The sequence below is a fragment of the Rhizobium sp. WW_1 genome, assembly GCF_003610155.1.
Lineage (GTDB): Bacteria > Pseudomonadota > Alphaproteobacteria > Rhizobiales > Rhizobiaceae > Rhizobium > Rhizobium tropici_A.
In genome coordinates this window covers 1-18,707 of record NZ_RAIN01000015.1, presented here as the reverse complement: position 1 = coordinate 18,707, position 18,707 = coordinate 1, and the positions used below count along the sequence as shown (strand labels likewise).

Below are 18,707 nucleotides of genomic sequence, written 5' to 3'. Positions count from 1 at the left end.
GCCTCCTATCGATCGGCGGCGCTGAGATAAGAGCAGATCATCTTGACCAGCTCTCGCTTTAACTCGGGCGAATCGAGCGTCCCTTTCCGTGCACCGTTGTGAACTACACCTTCGACCACGCCGGATAGAAGCTGCGCAAGAACATCGTCGGAGGGACCGGCCCGAGCGCCGCGATGCGCGGCAACAAAATCTCTATAATGGCTTTGATAGGCCACCAGGAAGGCATCGTGGGCCGACCTGGAGCCTTCGAGCCCCGGCACCTCATCCAGAAGCACCCTATGTAGTTCCGGATTGATGCCATGGACGTCGATCATACCCTGAACGAGCGCATCGACCCCCTGCTGCAACGGCAAACCGGTTGCCGCCGCCTGGCGCAGGATCGCCAGGACTTCATCGAAATGGCGCCGCCTTATGGCTTCGATCAGGGAGAGCTTGTCGGGAAAATACTGATAGAGCGAACCGATGCTGATCCCGGCAACAGCCGCCACGGCATTCGTTGTGAAGCCGCCCCAACCACGATCGGCCAAAACGCGAGTACCCGCTTCGACAATCGCATCCACCGTCGCTCGCGAACGCGCCTGGCTCGGCTCCTTCCGCATATGGGAACGTGGCTTCCTAATGCGAGTAGACATGCGCGCCTCATTTCATGAAAATGTGAGCAGATTACTCGCATTTCCCCATCCGACGAAAGGGCAAACTCTTGAGCGAAGTGTCATTGCTGCGAACGCTTTTCGACTATCAGGCATGGGCGAATGAGGAATTGCTCGGTGCGATCGACCGCCTCGATCCCGACCGGCGCGGCAAGGAGCGCCATCTTTGCGTCCGGCTGATGAACCACTCGCTGGTCGTTGCCCACATATTTGCGGCGCATCTCACCGGACGGGAGCATGGCTATACGGACGACAATACGCCCGAGACGCCTCTCCTGCCTGATCTTCATGCGATGCTCACGGCCTCGGATCACTGGTATTTGAAGTACCTTGAGACCCTCGCTCCAGAGCGTCTGTCCGAGGCTCTGCCATTCATCTTTACGGACGGGGACAAAGGCTGCATGACGCGCCAGGAGATGCTCCTACACGTCGTCACCCATGGAGGCTACCATAGGGGCGAGATCGGCCGCCTGTTGGCGCAGCTTTCCATCACACCGCCCTGGGATACGCTTGCGGTTCATCTCCACCGAAGCGAACCCTCGCGCCGACTGGCAACGGCGGCGGAGTAGCGTAAATCCTTTATTCAGTCCGACTTTTTCAACAGCGCCGCCGTGTCGCGCAGCCAGCCGGCAGGATCGTCGCGGTGATAGATCCGCTCCGACGGCTCGATATTGTCGAGGAAGCGCTGATAGATCACGGCGCGTCTGGCCATGGCGACCGGCGCGAGGAGTTCTGCGGCGCGGGCCGGGTCAGAGCCGGGCACATGGGCCTGCCATTCGCGATTCCAGTGATCCTTGATCGTCTCGATGTGCTCGGGCGGTACCGCATCGAGAAAGGCCGACTGGTCGAGCAAGGGGTGACCAATGCCGCTGTCGCCCCAGTCAAGCAGCGTGATCTCACGTTCGGTGCCGCGAAAATTGCCGGGATGGCAGTCGCCGTGGACAAGCGTGTCCGGTAAGCCACAGGCATAGATTTCGGCAAACAGCGCTGGAAGACCTTGCACGAAACGCCGCAGCGTTTCACGCTCGTCCTCCGACAATTCCTCGCTTGTCCGCCGCACGACGTCGGCAATCTCCGAACACAAGCTCGGGCTGCGCCAATCGGGCAATCCCATCGCACGCAGCTCTCCGACGCGGTCGATCCAGGACGCCTGTATCTCGACAAGCAGCGTCACCATGCCGAGCAGCTGCGGCAGTGCAGCCTCATACATGTCGTCGCCGGGAATCTCCGCAATCAGAACGCGCCCGTGTTCATCGTGCCCGTACAATGTCGGAACATGGTGGCCGGCCAGCGCCGTGATCGTGCGGCCTTCATGCGCCAGAAACGCCGGCACGACTTTCAGCCAGGCCGAGTGGCCGCCGATGGGTATGCGCCAGACGCTGGAGAGGTTCCAGCTGCGAATCTGGATAGGCTTGGCGGTCGGCGCCAGGCCATGGCCGGCAAGTACCCGCACCGCCCAATCGAGATCGGCGGCGGGACCCCCGGGCTCGGCATAGGCCAGGCGAAGCGGATGAGCCTCGACCTTGCCCGCCCAAGCCTCCGCCGGCACGGGCTCAGCAATCTCGGCGAGATAGGTGACATCGCCGCCGGGTGCCCGGTCACGCGCTGCTTCCAGCAGGCGCAGGACGGTCACGTCGATGCCATGGCGTTCACGCGCGGCGCGCACGATGGACTCCACCTCCTGCCACCAGGGAACCTCTACGGAAAGCGGCGGCAGAGAGCCGACCACAGTGCCATCGGATGTCACCAGCACCAGCCGTGCTGTGCGCGACGGCACCGTTGTCTCTTCCTGGCTTTCCATGTTTGCGCCCCCTCGCCCCTCGTTTGTCCCTAAGCAACCCGTCTGTCGCGAAGGGCCTCACCTTCCATACAGTGAATTCGACTTTACCCTGTATTCAGGCTCACTCCACTACCCTGACGGCAAAAATACGGCGAACTGAATCATGCGCTGGCGAGCCGTTGCGTCGGGGGAATCAAGCCGCGCGCTTCGTCCGGAACAGGGCTCGATCAATTGCCAGCGCCGAGGCGATACCAGTTGCATAGGCCAGGATGTTCCAGAGCGAGAACACCCTTCCCAACAACAGGGCTCCGGCGGTGGTCAGCCGAAACGCGTCCAAATCGGGCGTATGCCACAGCCTGAAGAACTCGACGGCGACGGCCAGGATCAGCGCGGCAGAGGCAACCTTCAAGCCCCTGACATCGGCACATATCATGGCGAAAAGCCAATAGACCATGGCTCCCCACAATATCGAGCCGCCATATTTGACGACCGCAAAAGGAAGATCGGCCGCATATCCGAAGCGCCGCAAAGCCAGGCCGCAGCCGATCGTCAGGAGGACCATTGCAAGCAGCAAGACTCTGTTGCGATTGAACTTTGGTTGCCTTTTCAATGCCTATCCCCGTAGCCGACGAGCAGGGCCTTATAGGCGGCACAGCCCAGACAAACCGCAAACGCCAAAAGGCCGGATGATCGCTCATCCGGCCTTTCAATTTATACCCGAAGCTCAAGCCTTAAGCGGCTGCAGCTTCTTCTTCAGCAGCAACGCGAGCCTTGTCGGCTGCGCCCTTGGCATTGACGTCGCGATCAACGAATTCGACGACTGCGAGAGCGGCATTGTCGCCCTGGCGGAAGCCGGCCTTCATGATGCGCAGGTAGCCGCCGTTGCGGGTGGCGTAACGCGTTGCAATCGCATCGAACAGCTTCGAAACGACGACGGCATCGCGGATCTGCGAGATGGCCTGACGACGAGCGTGCAGGTCGCCGCGCTTGCCGAGAGTTACCAGCTTCTCGACGATCGGACGAATTTCCTTCGCCTTCGGGAGCGTGGTGACGATCTGCTCATGGGTGATGAGCGAAGCAGCCATGTTGGCGAACATCGCCTTACGGTGGCTAGCGGTTCTATTCAGCTTGCGGCCGGCTTTACCGTGGCGCATTGCTATTCTCCTTCACTTGCAGGCATCGCTCGCCTGCAGTTTGTTGGGCGCATGCCCCGCTCCGAATCCTGGCGGAGCGAAAGGTGCATGCGCTGTTTAAGATGCTAAGGCCAGCTTTAAGCGCTCCGTGGAGCGCTTGCGGCCTTAGTATTGGTCTTCGTAACGCTTGGCGAGATCTTCGATGTTCTCAGGCGGCCATGCCGGCACTTCCATGCCGAGGTGCAGGCCCATGGAAGCGAGAACTTCCTTGATTTCGTTCAGCGACTTGCGACCAAAATTCGGCGTGCGGAGCATTTCTGCTTCGGTCTTCTGAATGAGGTCGCCGATGTAGACGATGTTGTCGTTCTTCAGGCAGTTTGCCGAACGAACGGACAGTTCGAGTTCGTCCACCTTCTTGAGGAGCGCCGGGTTGAAAGCGAGTTCGGTAACTGCTTCTTCTTCGGCTTCCTTCTGCGGCTCGTCGAAGTTGACGAACACGCCAAGCTGATCCTGGAGGATGCGAGCCGCGAAAGCGACGGCATCTTCACCGCTGATCGAACCATCGGTTTCGATCGACATGCTCAGCTTGTCGTAGTCGAGAACCTGTCCTTCACGGGTATTTTCAACCTTGTAGGACACCTTCTTGACCGGCGAATAGAGGCTGTCGACCGGGATAAGGCCGATCGGTGCATCTTCCGCACGATTACGCTCGGCCGGGACATAGCCCTTGCCGTTGTTGACGGTGAACTCCATACGGATTTCGGCACCCTCGTCGAGCGTGCAGATGACATGCTCGGGGTTGAGGATTTCGATATCGCCGACCGTCTGGATGTCGCCAGCCGTTACAACGCCTGGGCCCTGCTTGCGGACGACCATGCGCTTGCTGTCATCGCCGTCCATCTTGATGGCGATTTCCTTGATGTTCAGCACGATGTCCGTCACGTCTTCCCGGACGCCCGGGATAGAGGAGAACTCATGCAATACGCCGTCGATCTGCACGGCCGTCACAGCGGCGCCACGCAGAGAGGACAGCAGAACGCGACGCAGCGCGTTGCCGAGGGTAAGACCAAAGCCACGCTCCAGCGGTTCAGCCACGAGCGTTGCCTTGGTGCGGCCGCTCGAGGTGAACTCGACCTTGTTGGGCTTGATCAGTTCCTGCCAGTTTTTCTGAATCATATTTTTGCCTTCCGTTCGTTGCCACCATCCAATCGTGGCAACCGAGCTTGAGTAACACCAAGCCGGGCGCATCTACCCCGGCCGGTGTCGTGAGTGGCGATGATCAGACGCGACGCTTCTTGCGCGGGCGGCAACCATTGTGCGGGATCGGGGTCACGTCGCGGATCGACGTGATCATGAAACCAGCAGCCTGGAGGGCGCGCAGAGCGGATTCACGACCGGAGCCCGGACCGCAAACTTCAACTTCCAGCGACTTCATGCCGTGTTCCTGAGCCTTCTTGGCGCAGTCTTCGGCAGCGATCTGGGCAGCGAACGGGGTCGACTTACGCGAACCCTTGAAGCCCTTGGCACCAGCGGACGACCAGGCAATCGCATTGCCCTGTGCGTCGGTGATGGTGATCATCGTGTTGTTGAAGGTCGAGTTGACGTGTGCAACGCCCGACGTGATATTCTTGCGCTCGCGACGACGAACGCGGACGGCTTCCTTGGCCATGTTAGTCCTTTCTTGGATCTCTGCACCGCCGTAATCCCAGCGGCTCCACCGAAACGGCACCCATTGAGCACCGCTTCAAACTCAAAAGAGGCCGGCGGACCGCCAGCCTCCCAAATCCGGTTGCCCGGAAATTACTTCTTCTTACCAGCAATCGCCTTTGCCGGGCCCTTGCGGGTGCGGGCATTGGTGTGCGTGCGCTGGCCGCGAACCGGCAGGCCGCGGCGATGACGCAGACCACGGTAAGAACCGAGGTCCATCAGACGCTTAATGTTCATCGCGGTTTCGCGACGCAGATCACCTTCGACCTGATAGTCACGGTCGATGGTTTCGCGGATCTGCAGAACTTCAGCATCGGTCAACTGGTTGACGCGACGCTCGGCCGGAATACCGACCTTCTCGCAGATTTCCTGTGCAAACTTCGGTCCGATCCCGTGAATGTAACGAAGCGCAATAACTACGCGCTTTGCAGTCGGGATGTTGACGCCAGCGATACGAGCCACGCCTGTTCTCCTTGCATTCCTTTTGCCTGAGCAAAGGTCTTGTTATGCAGCCCGGGAGCTGCTTGTTCGATGTGTGTCCGCCACATGTCAAAACGACCGTGCTCGGACTTCCCGTTGGAAATCCGCGCCGATCGCATAGCATGTCGCGAGTTGGCGCGGTGTTTAGCGGAATCAGCGCGAAAAAGCAACCGCTCCGGCAAGTTTATTTTAGGCTATCTAAAGCTTAGCCAGGATAGCCTCTATGCTGTCGGTCACATGCTCGATATCGGCCATGCCGTCGATGCTCTGCAACTTGCCTTTCGCATAGTAGTAACCGATCAGCGGCGAGGTCTCCTTGTAATAGACCTGGAGACGGGTCGCCATGGTTTCGGCATTATCGTCCGGACGGCGCTTGAAATGCGTCGAGCCGCACTTGTCGCAAACACCTGCCGTTGCCGGAAGTTTGTCAGTATCGTGATAGACGCTGCCGCAGTTCGAGCAGGAATAGCGGCCGGAAACGCGGCGAATCAACTCGGCATCATCAACCTTCAGCTCGATAACGACGGAGAGTTCGAGACCCTTGGCCTCCAGCATCTTCTCCGTGGCATCCGCCTGCACCAGCGTGCGCGGGAAACCGTCGAGAATGAAACCCTTTGCGCAATCCGGTTGGTCGATGCGTTCGGAGACGATAGCGTTGACGATCTCATCGGAAACAAGCTTGCCGGCGTCCATGACGGCTTTGGCGCGCTTGCCAACTTCAGTCTCGGCCGCCACCGCAGCTCGCAGCATGTCACCTGTGGAAAGCTGCGGAATGCCGTGCTTTTCCACGATGCGCTGGGCCTGGGTCCCCTTACCTGCTCCCGGCGGCCCTAAAAGTATGAGTCTCATCGCCCCCTCTTTCCTCCACGCAACTTCGATTTCTTGATCAGGCCTTCATATTGCTGTGCAATCAGGTGACCCTGAATCTGTGCCACCGTATCCAGCGTTACGCTAACCACGATCAGAAGGGAAGTGCCACCCAGAGACAGCGGAATACCGGTCTGGGACACAAGGATTTCGGGCAGGATGCAGACGAAGACAAGATAGATCGCGCCGATGACCGTGATACGGGTCAGCACGTAATCGATATATTCGGCAGTGCGCTCGCCAGGACGGATACCCGGAATGAAGCCGCCGTGCTTCTTCAGATTGTCGGCTGTGTCCTTCGGATTGAAGACCAGCGCCGTGTAGAAGAAGGCGAAGAAAGCAATCAGGGCGGCGTAGAGCACCATGTAGACCGGCTGGCCGTGGCCGAGTGCAGCAACGATCGACGTCACCCAGGTCGGAAGCGCGGTGTTATTGCCAAGACCAGCGACGGTCGCAGGCAGCAACAGCAGCGAGGAAGCGAAGATCGCCGGAATGACGCCCGAGGTATTGAGCTTCAGCGGCAGGTGTGACGTATCGCCCTGGAACATGCGCGTGCCGACCTGGCGCTTCGGATACTGGATCAGAAGGCGACGCTGCGCACGCTCGACGAAGACGATCAGCGCGATGACCAGAATGGCGACCACGAGGACAGCGAGAATCAGGCCCGTCGACAGAGCGCCGGTGCGGCCGAGTTCGAGCGTGCCGGCAAGAGCGGTCGGAAGACCGGCGGCGATGCCGGCGAAGATGATCAGCGAGATACCGTTGCCGATACCACGAGACGTTACCTGCTCACCGAGCCACATCAGGAACATGGTGCCGCCGAGCAGCGTAATGACGGTCGAGATGCGGAAGAACCAGCCGGGATCGACGACGACGCCGTTGCCATGCTCCAGGCCGATCGCAATGCCGTAGGCCTGCAATGCGCCGAGCAGCACCGTGCCGTAGCGGGTGTACTGGTTGATGATCTTGCGGCCCTGCTCGCCTTCCTTCTTCAGGTTTTCGAGCGAGGGAACGACCGAGGTCATCAGCTGAACGATGATCGAGGCCGAGATGTAGGGCATGATGCCGAGCGCGAAAATCGCCATGCGCTGTACAGCGCCGCCCGAGAACATGTTGAAGAGGCCAAGAATGCCGCCGGACTGATTCTGGAAAGCCTGGGCGTAAGCGGCAGGATTGAGGCCAGGAAGCGGAATGTGGGTGCCGAGCCGGTAGACGAGGAGAGCGCCGAGCGTAAACCACAGGCGCTTCTTGAGATCCTCGGCTTTGGCAAAGGTCGAAAAATTGAGGTTGGACGCCAATTGTTCCGCTGCAGAAGCCATGCAAATCTCCGCATCACCAATTCCGGCATAGTCGGCCGAGCCCGGAATCAGTATGTAAATTGTTCAAAAGCCGGGCTTCGGACGGATTGCGCAGCAATCGGGCGCCTCACCCTTGGTTCCCGTTATCGATCGGAAAGATACTTGCCGCATCGATCAGATTCGTGAGGCTCACATATGGGAGCAAAATCGCCCGAAGTGAAGTCACCTCGGGCGATTATTGATAATATTATTCTGCTGCTGCAGCAGCGAGCAGCTTGACGGAGCCGCCAGCCTTTTCGATCTTCTCGACTGCGGACTTGGAAGCGCCTGCAACTTCGAGAGCAAGCTTAGCCTTCAGTTCGCCGTCCGAGAGAACGCGAACGCCGTCCTTGACGCGGCGAATGACGCCAGCTGCCTTGAGAGCGGCTGCATCAACCGTGTTCTTGGCATCGAGCTTGCCGGCATCGACGGCAGCCTGGATGCGTGCCAGCGACACGACAACGTAGTCGGCTGCGAAGATGTTGTTGAAGCCGCGCTTCGGCAGACGACGGTAGATGGGCATCTGACCGCCTTCGAAGCCGTTGATCGCAACGCCCGAACGGGACTTCTGACCCTTCACACCACGGCCGCCGGTCTTGCCGGAGCCGGAGCCGATGCCGCGGCCGAGGCGCTTGCGGCTGTGGGTCGAACCCTCGTTATCCTTGATTTCATTCAGTTTCATAGCGAATTACCCCCGGCTCACTTCTCGTCGACAACGCGAACGAGATGCTGGACAGCACGGATCATGCCACGAACAGCCGGAGTATCTTCCAGCGTGCGGCGACGGTGCATCTTGTTCAATCCGAGACCGATCAGCGTCTTCTGCTGAACATCCGGACGGCGGATCGGGCTGCCAATCTGTTCGACCGTAACGGTCGCCTTGGCTTCAGCCTTCTTGGTCGTCTTGGCCATAGGTCAAACTCCCTTATTCTTCGGAGGCGTTGCCCGAAGCGGCGCGGCGAGCCTGCAGGGTGGCATACTTGATGCCGCGCTGAGCTGCGATGTCCTTCGGGTGAACCTGGTGCTTCAGGGCGTCGAACGTGGCGCGAACCATGTTGTAGGGGTTCGACGAACCGGTCGACTTGGCAACGACGTCATGAACGCCGAGCGTTTCGAAAACGGCGCGCATCGGGCCGCCGGCGATGATACCGGTACCGACCTTGGCCGAACGCAGCAGAACCTTACCGGCGCCGTGACGGCCATGAACGTCGTGATGCAGCGTACGGCCGTCGCGCAGCGGTACGAAGATCATGTCGCGCTTGGCGCTTTCGGTGGCCTTGCGGATAGCTTCCGGCACTTCGCGTGCCTTGCCATGGCCGAAGCCTACGCGACCCTTCTGGTCGCCAACGACGACGAGAGCAGCAAAGCCGAAACGACGGCCGCCCTTAACAACCTTGGCGACGCGGTTGATCGCGACCAGCTTGTCGACGAATTCGCTATCGCGCTCTTCACGGCTCTGACGGTCTTCCCGCGGAGCCCTCTTTTCCTGTGCCATTGTCCTCTTCCTTTTTCTTTTCCGGGTGCAATCGGCAAACAAAACGAAGACCGCATGCCCTCCCTTGCGGGAAACCTGCGGTCCGGTGAACATCCGGCCGGCATCCTTGGGATCACCGGCCGGAAATCAGATTAGAAGGTCAGGCCGCCTTCGCGGGCTGCTTCAGCCAGGGCCTTGATGCGGCCGTGGTAGATGAAAGCGCCGCGATCGAACACGACTTCCTTCACGCCGGCCTTGGAGGCGCGCTCGGCAACGAGCTTGCCAACGAGGGCTGCGGCGGCGGTATCGGCACCGGTCTTCAGAGAACCGCGCAGATCCTTGTCGAGGGTGGAGGCAGCCGCGAGGGTCTTGCCAGCCACGTCATCGATGACCTGGGCGTAGATGTTCTTCGACGAGCGATGAACCGACAGGCGCGGACGGCCATTGGCCACCGACTTGATTTGGCGGCGCACGCGGTTGGCGCGACGCGCAAGTGCTTCTTTCCTGCTAGCCATTTCGCGTGATCCTTACTTCTTCTTGCCTTCTTTGCGGACGATCCGCTCTTCGGCATACTTAACACCCTTGCCCTTGTAGGGCTCGGGGCCGCGGTATTCGCGGATTTCAGCGGCAACCTGGCCGACCTGCTGCTTGTTGATGCCAGTGACGACGATTTCCGTCGGCTTCGGCACAGCGATCGAGATACCCTGCGGCGGCTCATAGACCACGTCGTGGCTGAAACCGAGCGCGAGCTGCAGGTTCTTGCCCTGCATGGAGGCACGGTAGCCGACGCCGTTGATTTCGAGCTTGCGCTCGTAGCCGTCCTTGACACCCTTCAGGATGTTCTCGATCATCGTGCGGGACATGCCCCACTTTGCGCGAGCATCCTTGGAGTCGTTGAGCGGCGTCACGACGATTGCATTGTTTTCCAGCTTGAGACCGATTTCGTCGTTAGCGACGAAAAACAGCTCGCCCTTGGGGCCCTTGGCAGTCACTTTCTGGCCATCAACCGTGGCCGTGATCCCTGCAGGTACCTGAACGGGCTTCTTACCGATACGAGACATTTTTCAAACCTGTCTGTTTCGAGGGAGATATCTCTGTCCGATCTTAGAAGACCGAGCAGAGAACCTCGCCACCAACATTCTGTTCGCGAGCCTGGTGATCGGCCATCACACCCTTCGGAGTCGAAAGGATGGTGATGCCGAGGCCGTTCGCGACCTGCGGAATGGACTTAACCGAGACATAAACCCGGCGGCCCGGCTTAGACACACGGCCGATCTCGCGGATCACCGATGCGCCTTCGTAGTACTTGAGTTCGATGTTGAGCTCAGACTTGCCGTTGCCGAAATCGACGACGGAATAGCCACGGATGTAGCCTTCAGCCTGGAGTACATCGAGAACGCGTGCACGGAGCTTGGACGCAGGCGTCGAAACCGACGACTTGCGGCGCGAAGCGCCATTGCGGATGCGGGTGAGCATATCGCCCAAAGGATCAGTCATAGACATCTAATCTGCTCCTTACCAGCTGGACTTGACGATGCCCGGCACCTTGCCGAGATTGCCGAGTTCACGCAGCGCGATACGCGACATGCGCAGTTTGCGGTAGTAGGCGCGCGGACGGCCCGACACTTCGCAACGGTTGCGAATACGAGTCTTCGATCCATCGCGCGGCAGCGATGCCAGCTTCAGGGTGGCCTTGAACCGGTCTTCGATCGAGAGAGACTGGTTCATGATGATTGCCTTGAGAGCAGCCCGCTTCGCGGCCTGGTTGGCAACCGTATTGCGGCGGCGCTTGTTCTTTTCAACTGCGCTTGTCTTCGCCATATCAGGGTTCCTTTTCTACGCTCGTCGTTACGGTTATTGACGGAACGGGAAGTTGAACTCTTTCAGAAGAGCCCGTGCTTCGTCGTCGGTCGTCGCCGTCGTGCAAACGATGATGTCCATGCCCCACATCTGATCAACCTTGTCGTAGTTGATCTCAGGGAACACAATGTGCTCCTTGATGCCCATGGCGAAATTGCCACGACCGTCAAAGCTTTTCGGGTTCAGGCCGCGGAAGTCGCGAACGCGCGGAAGCGCGATGTTGACCAGGCGATCCAGGAACTCGTACATGCGGGCGCCGCGCAGGGTGACCTTCGCGCCGATCGGCATATTTTCGCGGACCTTGAAGCCAGCGATGGAGTTGCGTGCGCGGGTGATGACCGGCTTCTGGCCAGCGATGGCCGCCAGGTCGGCAGCAGCAACGGTCGGCTTCTTCGAATCAGCCGTCGCTTCGCCAACGCCCATGTTGATCACGATCTTGTCCAGCTTCGGGATCTGCATCTCGTTAGCGTAGGAGAACTTCTCCTGCATGGCTGCACGGATGCGAGCAACGTATTCCTTCTTGAGCCGCGGCTCGTACTTTACCTCAGCCATCGATCACTTCTCCAGAGGTCTTCGCCACGCGGACCTTCTTGCCATCCACAACCTTGAAACCGACGCGGGTCGGCTTACCGTCCTTGTCGACGACTGCCAGGTTGGACAGGTGAAGCGAGGCTTCCTTGCTGATGATGCCGGCTTCCTGGGTCTGCGTCTGGCGCTGATGGCGCTTGATGACGTTGACGCCACGAACGACCGCACGGTCTTCCTTCGGCAGCACTTGAATGACTTCGCCGGTACGGCCCTTGTCCTTACCGGTCAATACGACAACCTTGTCGCCTTTACGGATCTTCTGCATCGCTCCGCTCCTTACAGTACTTCTGGAGCCAGCGAGATGATCTTCATGTGGTTCTTGGCGCGAAGTTCGCGCGGAACCGGTCCGAAGATACGGGTGCCGATCGGCTCTTTCTTGTTGTCGATGAGGACTGCTGCGTTGGTATCGAAGCGGATGACGCTGCCATCCGGACGACGGATGTCCTTGGCGGTGCGAACGACAACCGCCTTCATCACGTCACCCTTCTTCACACGGCCGCGCGGGATAGCTTCCTTGATCGAAACGACGATAACGTCGCCGATAGAAGCATACTTGCGCTTCGAGCCGCCCAGCACCTTGATGCACATGACACGACGTGCGCCGGAATTATCCGCCACGTCGAGGTTTGTTTGCATCTGAATCATGTCAGGTCGCCTTCTTGTTGTTACCGGAATGGTTGGGCCAATCGACCCCCTACCCCGGCTTATGGACTAGTGTCTTGTCTGATTATGCCTGGCGTCGGGACCCCAAGGATCGTCTCTGCCGGCCATCAATAAAGCAAAAGAACGCCCGTTCTCGAGCGTCCTGCTTCCAAGCTCGTGCTTCATACAGATATTTCGCCCAGACGCAAGGGCCTGAGCGAAATTCTGTTACTTGGACTGGGCGGAAATGACCGTCCAGGTCTTATCCTTGGAGATCGGCGCGCATTCCTCGATGGAAACGACGTCGCCGGTCTTGTACTGATTGTTTTCGTCGTGAGCCTTGTACTTCTTGGAACGACGAACGGTCTTCTGGAGCAGCGGGTGAGCGAAACGACGCTCAACGCGGACAACTACCGTCTTCTCGTTCTTGTCGCTGACCACGACGCCCTGCAGAATGCGCTTCGGCATGTTATTTTTCCTTTAGGCCTTTGCTTCTGCCGCCTTCTGGCGGGCAATGGTTTTTACGCGAGCGATGTCCTTACGGACTTCGTTGATGCGCGAGGACTTCTCGAGCTGGCCGGTCGCCTTCTGAAAGCGCAGGTTGAACTGCTCCTTCTTCAGCTTGGCAAGCTCGTCCTTGAGTTGGTCGGCGCTCAGGGCGCGAACATCTGCGGCTTTCATGAGCTTCTTCCTTACTCTGCAATGCGCTGTACGAAGCGCGTCTTGACCGAGAGCTTGGCAGCGCCGAGGCGCAGAGCCTCACGAGCGATTTCTTCGCTCACACCGTCGATCTCGAACATCATACGGCCGGGCTTGACCTTGCATGCCCAGTATTCGACAGAGCCCTTACCTTTACCCATACGGACTTCGGTCGGCTTTGCGGTTACCGGAACATCCGGGAACACGCGGATCCATACACGGCCGGCGCGCTTCATATAGCGCGTGATCGCGCGGCGAGCCGCTTCGATCTCACGAGCGTTGACGCGGTTGGGCTCTTGCGACTTCAGGCCGAATTCGCCGAACGCCAGATCAGAACCACCCTTGGCAACGCCCTTGATGCGGCCCTTGAATTGCTTGCGGTACTTCGTACGCTTTGGCTGCAACATTTTCTTATTCTCCGAACTTATCTGCCACGTACGCTATCAGGCGTTGTCGCGGCGGCGGTCTCTATCGCGATCGCGGCTAGCCGGACCCTGGGCGTCGCCTTCGAGCGCGCGGCGTTCGGAGGCCATCGGATCGTGCTCAAGGATTTCGCCCTTGAAGATCCAGACCTTGATGCCGCAGATACCGAAAGCGGTTTCTGCTTCAGCCGTACCGTAGTCGATGTCGGCGCGCAGCGTATGCAGCGGCACGCGGCCTTCGCGGTACCATTCCGTACGAGCGATTTCAGCACCGCCGAGACGGCCGGCGCAGGTGATCTTGATGCCTTCGGCGCCAAGACGCATCGCGGACTGAACGGCGCGCTTCATGGCGCGACGGAAAGCAACACGGCGTTCCAGCTGCTGAGCGATCGACTGGGCAACCAGCGTCGCGTCGATTTCCGGCTTGCGAACTTCAACGATGTTGAGGTGCGTTTCGGAATTCGTCATGTCCGACAGCTTCTTGCGGAGCTTGTCGATGTCAGCGCCCTTCTTGCCGATGATCAGGCCCGGACGAGCCGAGTGGATCGTGACGCGGCACTTCTTGTGCGGACGCTCGATGACCACCTTGGAGATACCAGCCTGCTTCAGTTCGTTCATGACGAACTTGCGCATCTTCAGGTCTTCGTGGAGGAGCTGGCCATACTCGGCATTGTCCGCAAACCAGCGGCTATCCCAGGTACGGTTGATGCCAAGACGAAAGCCGATCGGATTGATTTTCTGACCCATTATGCGGCCTCCCCTTGAGCTTCCACTTCACGAACGACGATCGTCAGGTGCGCGAACGGACGCTCGATGCGAGACGCACGGCCGCGGCCACGAGCGTGGAAACGCTTCATGACGATCGACTTGCCCACGTAAGCTTCCGCTACGACCAGCGAGTCAACGTCGAGATCGTGGTTGTTTTCTGCATTGGCGATCGCAGATTCGAGCGTCTTCTTCACAGCGCCAGCGATACGCTTGCGCGAGAATTCCAGCTCTGCGAGCGCGCGGTCAACCTTCTTGCCACGGATCTGAGCCGCGACCAGGTTGAGCTTCTGCGGGCTGACACGGAGCGTGCGCGCAACTGCCTGCGCCTCATTGTCCTTCAGCCGGCGTTCGGTTTTTGCCTTGCCCATTGTTACTTCCTCTTCGCCTTCTTGTCCGCACCGTGACCATAATAGGTACGGGTCGGGGCGAACTCGCCGAACTTGTGTCCGACCATGTCTTCATTGACGCTGACCGGAATGTGCTTGCTGCCGTTGTAGACGCCGAAGGTGAGACCGACGAACTGCGGCATGATGGTGGAGCGACGGCTCCACATCTTGATTACTTCGCTACGTCCGCCTTCGCGCACCTTCTCAGCCTTCTTGAGAAGATAGCCGTCAACAAACGGACCTTTCCATACTGAACGAGCCACTTGAGACTTCCTCTCTTACTTCTTGCGCTGATGGCGCGAGCGCATAATCATCTTGTCGGTCGACTTGTTCGACCGCGTACGCTTGCCCTTGGTCGGCTTGCCCCACGGGGTCACCGGATGGCGACCACCAGAGGTGCGGCCTTCACCACCGCCGTGCGGATGGTCAACCGGGTTCATGACGACGCCGCGGTTATGCGGCTTCTTGCCACGCCAACGCGAACGACCGGCCTTACCGTCGTTGATGTTAGCATGATCCGGGTTCGAAACCGCACCGATCGTTGCAAGGCAGGTGCCATGCACGAGGCGCTGTTCGCCGGAGTTGAGGCGAAGGATCGCCATGCCCTGGTCACGACCGACGAGCTGCGCGTAGGAACCGGCGGAGCGAGCGATCTGGCCGCCCTTGCCCGGCTTCATTTCCACATTGTGGATGATGGAGCCGACCGGGATGAACTGAAGCGGCATGGTGTTGCCCGGCTTCACGTCCACTGCCTTTTCCGAAGCAATGACCTTGTCGCCGGCAGCAAGACGCTGCGGAGCGAGGATGTAGGCCAGTTCGCCGTCCGTGTACTTCACCAGAGCGATGTAAGCGGTACGGTTCGGATCGTATTCGATACGCTCGACCGATGCTTCAACGTCGAACTTGCGACGCTTGAAGTCGACCAGACGATAGCTGCGCTTGTGACCGCCGCCCTGAAAGCGAACGGTGATGCGGCCGGTGTTGTTACGGCCACCCTTGGAGGTCAGGCCTTCCGTCAGCGTCTTGACCGGCTTGCCCTTGTAGAGCGAGGAGCGATCGACGATGACCAGCTGACGCTGGCTCGGGGTCGTCGGATTGAATGTTTTCAATGCCATTTTCTTATTCCTCAGAGACCGGTGGAGACGTCGATCGACTGGCCTTCGGCGAGCGTCACAACAGCCTTCTTCACGTCCTTCTGCTTGCCGACGAGACCCTTGAACCGCTTGGTCTTGCCGAGGCGCAGCAGAGTGTTAACGGCCGTCACCTTGACGCCGAAGAGCGCTTCGACGGCAGCCTTGATTTCCGGCTTCGTCGCGTTCTTGGCAACGTTGAAAACAACCTGGTTATTGTCCGAAAGCAGCGTGGACTTTTCGGTGATCGCAGGAGAAACGATCACATCATAATGGCGAAGATCCGTCACTTGAAACGCTCCTCTAGAGCTTCAACTGCAGCCTTGGACAGCACGAGCTTGCCGCGGCGCAGGATGTCATAAACGTTGATGCCCTGAACCGGCAGAACATCGATGTTCGGGATGTTCTGGGCTGCGAGCTTGAAGTTGCTGTCGAGTTCAGCACCGCCGATGAACAGAGCGTTCGTCAGGCCGAGCGTTTCGAAAGCACCAGCGAGTGCCTTGGTCTTGGCTTCGGTTGCGACGAGATTGTCGATGACAATCACATCTTCAGCCTTGAACTTGGCAGAGAGAGCGTGACGCAGGCCGAGGGCGCGAACCTTCTTCGGCAGATCGTGCTCGTGGCTGCGAGCGACTGGGCCGTGAGCCTTACCACCGCCGCGGAACTGCGGAGCGCGAGCCGAATGGTGACGAGCGCGGCCCGTACCCTTCTGCTTGTACATCTTGGCGCCGGTGCGCGCGACATCCGCGCGGCCCTTTGCCTGATGCGTGCCCTGCTGCTTCTTGGCAAGCTGCCAGCGAATGACGCGGGCAAGAATGTCTTCACGCGGCTCGAGGCCGAAAATCGCGTCAGAAAGGGAAACCTTCCCAGCGTCTTTGCCCTCAAGGGTCTTGACGTTCAATTCCATTGGTTTGGCTCCCTTACTTCGCTGCCGACTTGACGGCGTCGCGCACGATGATCCAGGCACCCTTGGAGCCGGGAACCGCACCCTTGACCAGGATCAGACCGCGATCTTCATCGGTCGAAACCACTTCAAGGTTCTGCGTCGTCACGCGCGTCTGGCCCATGTGACCAGCCATCTTCTTGTTCTTGAACACCTTGCCCGGGTCCTGGCGCGAGCCGGTCGAACCGTGCGAGCGGTGCGAAACCGACACACCGTGCGTGGCGCGCAGACCGCCGAAGCCGTGACGCTTGATGGCGCCGGCAAAGCCCTTACCGATCGTCGTACCGGTCACGTCGACGAGCTGGCCCGCCGTGAAGTGAGCAGCCTTCAGCTCGGTGCCAACTTCCAGCAGGTTGTCGTCCGTAACGCGGAATTCAACGAGCTTGGCCTTCGGCTCAACGCTTGCGACGGCGAAATGACCGCGCAGGGCCTTCGTCGTGTTCTTAACTTTAGCCTGGCCGGCACCCAGCTGAACTGCGGTGTAGCCATTCTTTTCAACTGTGCGCTGGGCTACGACCTGGCAGCCATCCAAACGCAATACGGTTACCGGGACATGCTCGCCGGCGTCGTTATAGACGCGGGTCATTCCCACCTTCTGTGCAATCACACCTGAACGCATCGGTTCAATCCTTCTCACTCAGCTCGAGGACCAGAGGTCTCAGAGCTTGATCTCAACATCGACACCGGCGGCGAGATCGAGCTTCATCAGCGCGTCTACCGTCTGCGGAGTCGGGTCAACGATGTCGAGGAGGCGCTTATGCGTGCGCATCTCGAACTGCTCGCGGCTCTTCTTGTCGATGTGCGGGGACCGGTTTACCGTAAACTTCTCGATGCGGGTCGGAAGCGGAACGGGGCCCCGGACGCTAGCACCGGTGCGCTTCGCCGTCGACACGATCTCGCGCGTGGAAGCATCGAGAATCCGGTGATCGAACGCCTTCAGGCGAATGCGGATATTTTGGCCGTTCATTCGACGTTATCCTTGTGTTTTGTTATCTCGCGCGCCGCTTAAAAAAGGGCACGGATTGTTCGTTTTCCTAAGGCGGACCACCGGTTTCAAAGATCGAGAGGGACGCCGGCGACGGCATCCCCATCCACTTCTTCAGACCTTTCGGCCCACCTTAATTGTTAATCTCTTCGACCGCTTCGTTATCCGAAGCAGCACGCAAATCGCGCTCGCGCGCCATTTGCAACATTTCCATGTCATAAGCAAGCGGCTAAAGCCGCCTGCATCATAATAATGTCATCGAATCGGCCACTCGGAGGGAGTGGCCGGCTTCGAATTACTCGACGATGGAGGCAACGATGCCTGCGCCGACGGTACGGCCGCCTTCGCGGATAGCGAAGCGAAGCTTTTCTTCCATCGCGATCGGAACGATCAGCTCGACGGCAACGGTGACGTTGTCGCCAGGCATAACCATTTCCGTGCCTTCCGGAAGCGTCACGATGCCGGTCACGTCAGTCGTACGGAAGTAGAACTGCGGACGGTAGTTCGTGAAGAACGGCGTATGACGGCCGCCTTCTTCCTTCGTCAGAATGTAGGCTTCAGCCATGAACTTCTTGTGCGGCTTCACAGAACCCGGCTTGCACAGGATCTGACCACGCTCGACGCCGTCACGGTTAACACCGCGGATCAGCGCGCCGATGTTGTCGCCTGCCTGGCCCTGATCGAGCAGCTTGCGGAACATTTCAACGCCGGTAACCGTCGTCTTCGACGTCGGACGAATGCCGACGATTTCGACTTCTTCGCCAACCTTGACGATACCACGCTCGACGCGGCCCGTCACAACCGTACCACGGCCGGAGATCGAGAACACGTCTTCGATCGGCATCAGGAACGGCTG

At 59.3% G+C, this 18,707-nt stretch carries 32 protein-coding genes; 1 reads left to right on the top strand and 31 read right to left on the bottom strand.

Annotated features, from left to right (window positions below; translation table 11 throughout):
• Positions 1–5: 5 nt before the first annotated feature.
• On the bottom strand, positions 6–632 hold the full coding sequence (locus BJ928_RS29895; RefSeq protein WP_052227866.1) for a TetR/AcrR family transcriptional regulator: 627 nt from the start codon (positions 630–632) through the stop codon (positions 6–8).
• 77 nt (positions 633–709) lie between these two features.
• Here BJ928_RS29895 and BJ928_RS29890 point away from each other — a divergent pair, with 77 nt between their 5' ends.
• Entirely contained in the window at positions 710–1,219 is a 510-nt protein-coding gene (locus BJ928_RS29890; RefSeq protein WP_348628263.1) for a DinB family protein, read from the top strand.
• Positions 1,220–1,233: 14 nt separating this feature from the next.
• On the opposite strand, the gene BJ928_RS29885 is transcribed toward BJ928_RS29890, so the two are convergent.
• The 30 genes from BJ928_RS29885 to BJ928_RS29740 all read right to left on the bottom strand — a co-directional run.
• Positions 1,234–2,451, bottom strand: a complete 1,218-nt coding sequence (locus BJ928_RS29885; RefSeq protein WP_047634787.1) for a phosphotransferase — start codon at positions 2,449–2,451, stop codon at positions 1,234–1,236.
• A 172-nt stretch (positions 2,452–2,623) separates the two neighbouring features.
• Positions 2,624–2,992: a DUF2809 domain-containing protein gene (locus BJ928_RS29880; protein ID WP_047634819.1), complete on the bottom strand. Its 369-nt coding sequence runs from the start codon at positions 2,990–2,992 to the stop codon at positions 2,624–2,626.
• Between the two features lie 169 nt (positions 2,993–3,161).
• Positions 3,162–3,584: a 50S ribosomal protein L17 gene (rplQ, locus tag BJ928_RS29875; RefSeq protein WP_047634788.1), complete on the bottom strand. Its 423-nt coding sequence runs from the start codon at positions 3,582–3,584 to the stop codon at positions 3,162–3,164.
• A 144-nt stretch (positions 3,585–3,728) separates the two neighbouring features.
• On the bottom strand, positions 3,729–4,739 hold the full coding sequence (locus BJ928_RS29870) for a DNA-directed RNA polymerase subunit alpha (RefSeq protein WP_047634789.1): 1,011 nt from the start codon (positions 4,737–4,739) through the stop codon (positions 3,729–3,731).
• A 103-nt stretch (positions 4,740–4,842) separates the two neighbouring features.
• On the bottom strand, positions 4,843–5,232 hold the full coding sequence (gene rpsK, locus BJ928_RS29865; protein WP_004118426.1) for a 30S ribosomal protein S11: 390 nt from the start codon (positions 5,230–5,232) through the stop codon (positions 4,843–4,845).
• 131 nt (positions 5,233–5,363) lie between these two features.
• Positions 5,364–5,732 carry a 30S ribosomal protein S13 gene (gene rpsM, locus BJ928_RS29860; RefSeq protein WP_004118424.1) on the bottom strand — a complete coding sequence of 123 codons (369 nt, stop codon included), beginning with the start codon at positions 5,730–5,732 and terminating at the stop codon, positions 5,364–5,366.
• 216 nt (positions 5,733–5,948) lie between these two features.
• The gene (locus BJ928_RS29855) at positions 5,949–6,599 is read right to left on the bottom strand and encodes an adenylate kinase (RefSeq protein ID WP_047634790.1); all 651 of its coding nucleotides are present in this window, start codon (positions 6,597–6,599) and stop codon (positions 5,949–5,951) included.
• On the bottom strand, positions 6,596–7,936 hold the full coding sequence (secY, locus tag BJ928_RS29850; RefSeq protein ID WP_047634791.1) for a preprotein translocase subunit SecY: 1,341 nt from the start codon (positions 7,934–7,936) through the stop codon (positions 6,596–6,598). The genes BJ928_RS29855 and secY overlap by 4 nt, the downstream gene beginning before the upstream one ends.
• A gap of 226 nt (positions 7,937–8,162) precedes the next feature.
• Positions 8,163–8,636 (bottom strand): 50S ribosomal protein L15, encoded by a 474-nt coding sequence (gene rplO, locus BJ928_RS29845; RefSeq protein ID WP_047634793.1) that lies wholly within the window; start codon positions 8,634–8,636, stop codon positions 8,163–8,165.
• A 17-nt stretch (positions 8,637–8,653) separates the two neighbouring features.
• Entirely contained in the window at positions 8,654–8,866 is a 213-nt protein-coding gene (rpmD, locus tag BJ928_RS29840; RefSeq protein ID WP_007690786.1) for a 50S ribosomal protein L30, read from the bottom strand.
• Between the two features lie 13 nt (positions 8,867–8,879).
• Positions 8,880–9,449 carry a 30S ribosomal protein S5 gene (gene rpsE / locus BJ928_RS29835; RefSeq protein ID WP_004118414.1) on the bottom strand — a complete coding sequence of 190 codons (570 nt, stop codon included), beginning with the start codon at positions 9,447–9,449 and terminating at the stop codon, positions 8,880–8,882.
• A 131-nt stretch (positions 9,450–9,580) separates the two neighbouring features.
• Entirely contained in the window at positions 9,581–9,943 is a 363-nt protein-coding gene (gene rplR, locus BJ928_RS29830) for a 50S ribosomal protein L18 (protein ID WP_004118412.1), read from the bottom strand.
• A 12-nt stretch (positions 9,944–9,955) separates the two neighbouring features.
• Entirely contained in the window at positions 9,956–10,489 is a 534-nt protein-coding gene (gene rplF / locus BJ928_RS29825) for a 50S ribosomal protein L6 (protein ID WP_047634794.1), read from the bottom strand.
• 43 nt (positions 10,490–10,532) lie between these two features.
• The gene (gene rpsH, locus BJ928_RS29820) at positions 10,533–10,931 is read right to left on the bottom strand and encodes a 30S ribosomal protein S8 (protein WP_015339607.1); all 399 of its coding nucleotides are present in this window, start codon (positions 10,929–10,931) and stop codon (positions 10,533–10,535) included.
• Positions 10,932–10,943: 12 nt separating this feature from the next.
• Positions 10,944–11,249, bottom strand: a complete 306-nt coding sequence (gene rpsN, locus BJ928_RS29815; RefSeq protein ID WP_004118406.1) for a 30S ribosomal protein S14 — start codon at positions 11,247–11,249, stop codon at positions 10,944–10,946.
• 33 nt (positions 11,250–11,282) lie between these two features.
• Positions 11,283–11,840 (bottom strand): 50S ribosomal protein L5, encoded by a 558-nt coding sequence (gene rplE, locus BJ928_RS29810; RefSeq protein ID WP_047634795.1) that lies wholly within the window; start codon positions 11,838–11,840, stop codon positions 11,283–11,285.
• The gene (gene rplX, locus BJ928_RS29805) at positions 11,833–12,141 is read right to left on the bottom strand and encodes a 50S ribosomal protein L24 (protein ID WP_047634796.1); all 309 of its coding nucleotides are present in this window, start codon (positions 12,139–12,141) and stop codon (positions 11,833–11,835) included. The genes rplE and rplX overlap by 8 nt, the downstream gene beginning before the upstream one ends.
• Before the next feature lie 11 nt (positions 12,142–12,152).
• Positions 12,153–12,521 (bottom strand): 50S ribosomal protein L14, encoded by a 369-nt coding sequence (gene rplN / locus BJ928_RS29800; protein WP_003573790.1) that lies wholly within the window; start codon positions 12,519–12,521, stop codon positions 12,153–12,155.
• A 225-nt stretch (positions 12,522–12,746) separates the two neighbouring features.
• Positions 12,747–12,986 (bottom strand): 30S ribosomal protein S17, encoded by a 240-nt coding sequence (rpsQ, locus tag BJ928_RS29795; protein ID WP_015339604.1) that lies wholly within the window; start codon positions 12,984–12,986, stop codon positions 12,747–12,749.
• Between the two features lie 12 nt (positions 12,987–12,998).
• Positions 12,999–13,199 carry a 50S ribosomal protein L29 gene (rpmC, locus tag BJ928_RS29790; RefSeq protein ID WP_007690763.1) on the bottom strand — a complete coding sequence of 67 codons (201 nt, stop codon included), beginning with the start codon at positions 13,197–13,199 and terminating at the stop codon, positions 12,999–13,001.
• An 11-nt stretch (positions 13,200–13,210) separates the two neighbouring features.
• On the bottom strand, positions 13,211–13,624 hold the full coding sequence (rplP, locus tag BJ928_RS29785) for a 50S ribosomal protein L16 (protein WP_004118395.1): 414 nt from the start codon (positions 13,622–13,624) through the stop codon (positions 13,211–13,213).
• 36 nt (positions 13,625–13,660) lie between these two features.
• A complete protein-coding gene (gene rpsC, locus BJ928_RS29780; RefSeq protein ID WP_004118393.1) occupies positions 13,661–14,386 on the bottom strand; it encodes a 30S ribosomal protein S3 in 726 nt (241 codons plus the stop codon).
• Entirely contained in the window at positions 14,386–14,775 is a 390-nt protein-coding gene (gene rplV / locus BJ928_RS29775; RefSeq protein ID WP_047634798.1) for a 50S ribosomal protein L22, read from the bottom strand. Before rplV ends, rpsC begins: the two co-directional genes overlap by 1 nt.
• Before the next feature lie 2 nt (positions 14,776–14,777).
• Positions 14,778–15,056, bottom strand: coding sequence for a 30S ribosomal protein S19 (gene rpsS, locus BJ928_RS29770; protein ID WP_004118389.1), 279 nt, complete (start codon positions 15,054–15,056; stop codon positions 14,778–14,780).
• A 15-nt stretch (positions 15,057–15,071) separates the two neighbouring features.
• Positions 15,072–15,908 (bottom strand): 50S ribosomal protein L2, encoded by an 837-nt coding sequence (rplB, locus tag BJ928_RS29765; protein WP_047634800.1) that lies wholly within the window; start codon positions 15,906–15,908, stop codon positions 15,072–15,074.
• An 11-nt stretch (positions 15,909–15,919) separates the two neighbouring features.
• The gene (locus BJ928_RS29760; RefSeq protein WP_047634801.1) at positions 15,920–16,213 is read right to left on the bottom strand and encodes a 50S ribosomal protein L23; all 294 of its coding nucleotides are present in this window, start codon (positions 16,211–16,213) and stop codon (positions 15,920–15,922) included.
• Positions 16,210–16,830, bottom strand: coding sequence for a 50S ribosomal protein L4 (rplD, locus tag BJ928_RS29755; RefSeq protein ID WP_047634802.1), 621 nt, complete (start codon positions 16,828–16,830; stop codon positions 16,210–16,212). Before rplD ends, BJ928_RS29760 begins: the two co-directional genes overlap by 4 nt.
• Before the next feature lie 13 nt (positions 16,831–16,843).
• Positions 16,844–17,485 (bottom strand): 50S ribosomal protein L3, encoded by a 642-nt coding sequence (rplC, locus tag BJ928_RS29750; protein WP_028753974.1) that lies wholly within the window; start codon positions 17,483–17,485, stop codon positions 16,844–16,846.
• A 39-nt stretch (positions 17,486–17,524) separates the two neighbouring features.
• On the bottom strand, positions 17,525–17,833 hold the full coding sequence (rpsJ, locus tag BJ928_RS29745) for a 30S ribosomal protein S10 (protein ID WP_003547547.1): 309 nt from the start codon (positions 17,831–17,833) through the stop codon (positions 17,525–17,527).
• Positions 17,834–18,146: 313 nt separating this feature from the next.
• Positions 18,147–18,707 (bottom strand): EF-Tu/IF-2/RF-3 family GTPase (locus BJ928_RS29740; protein ID WP_245432606.1); only part of this gene is annotated, 561 nt, incomplete at its 5' end.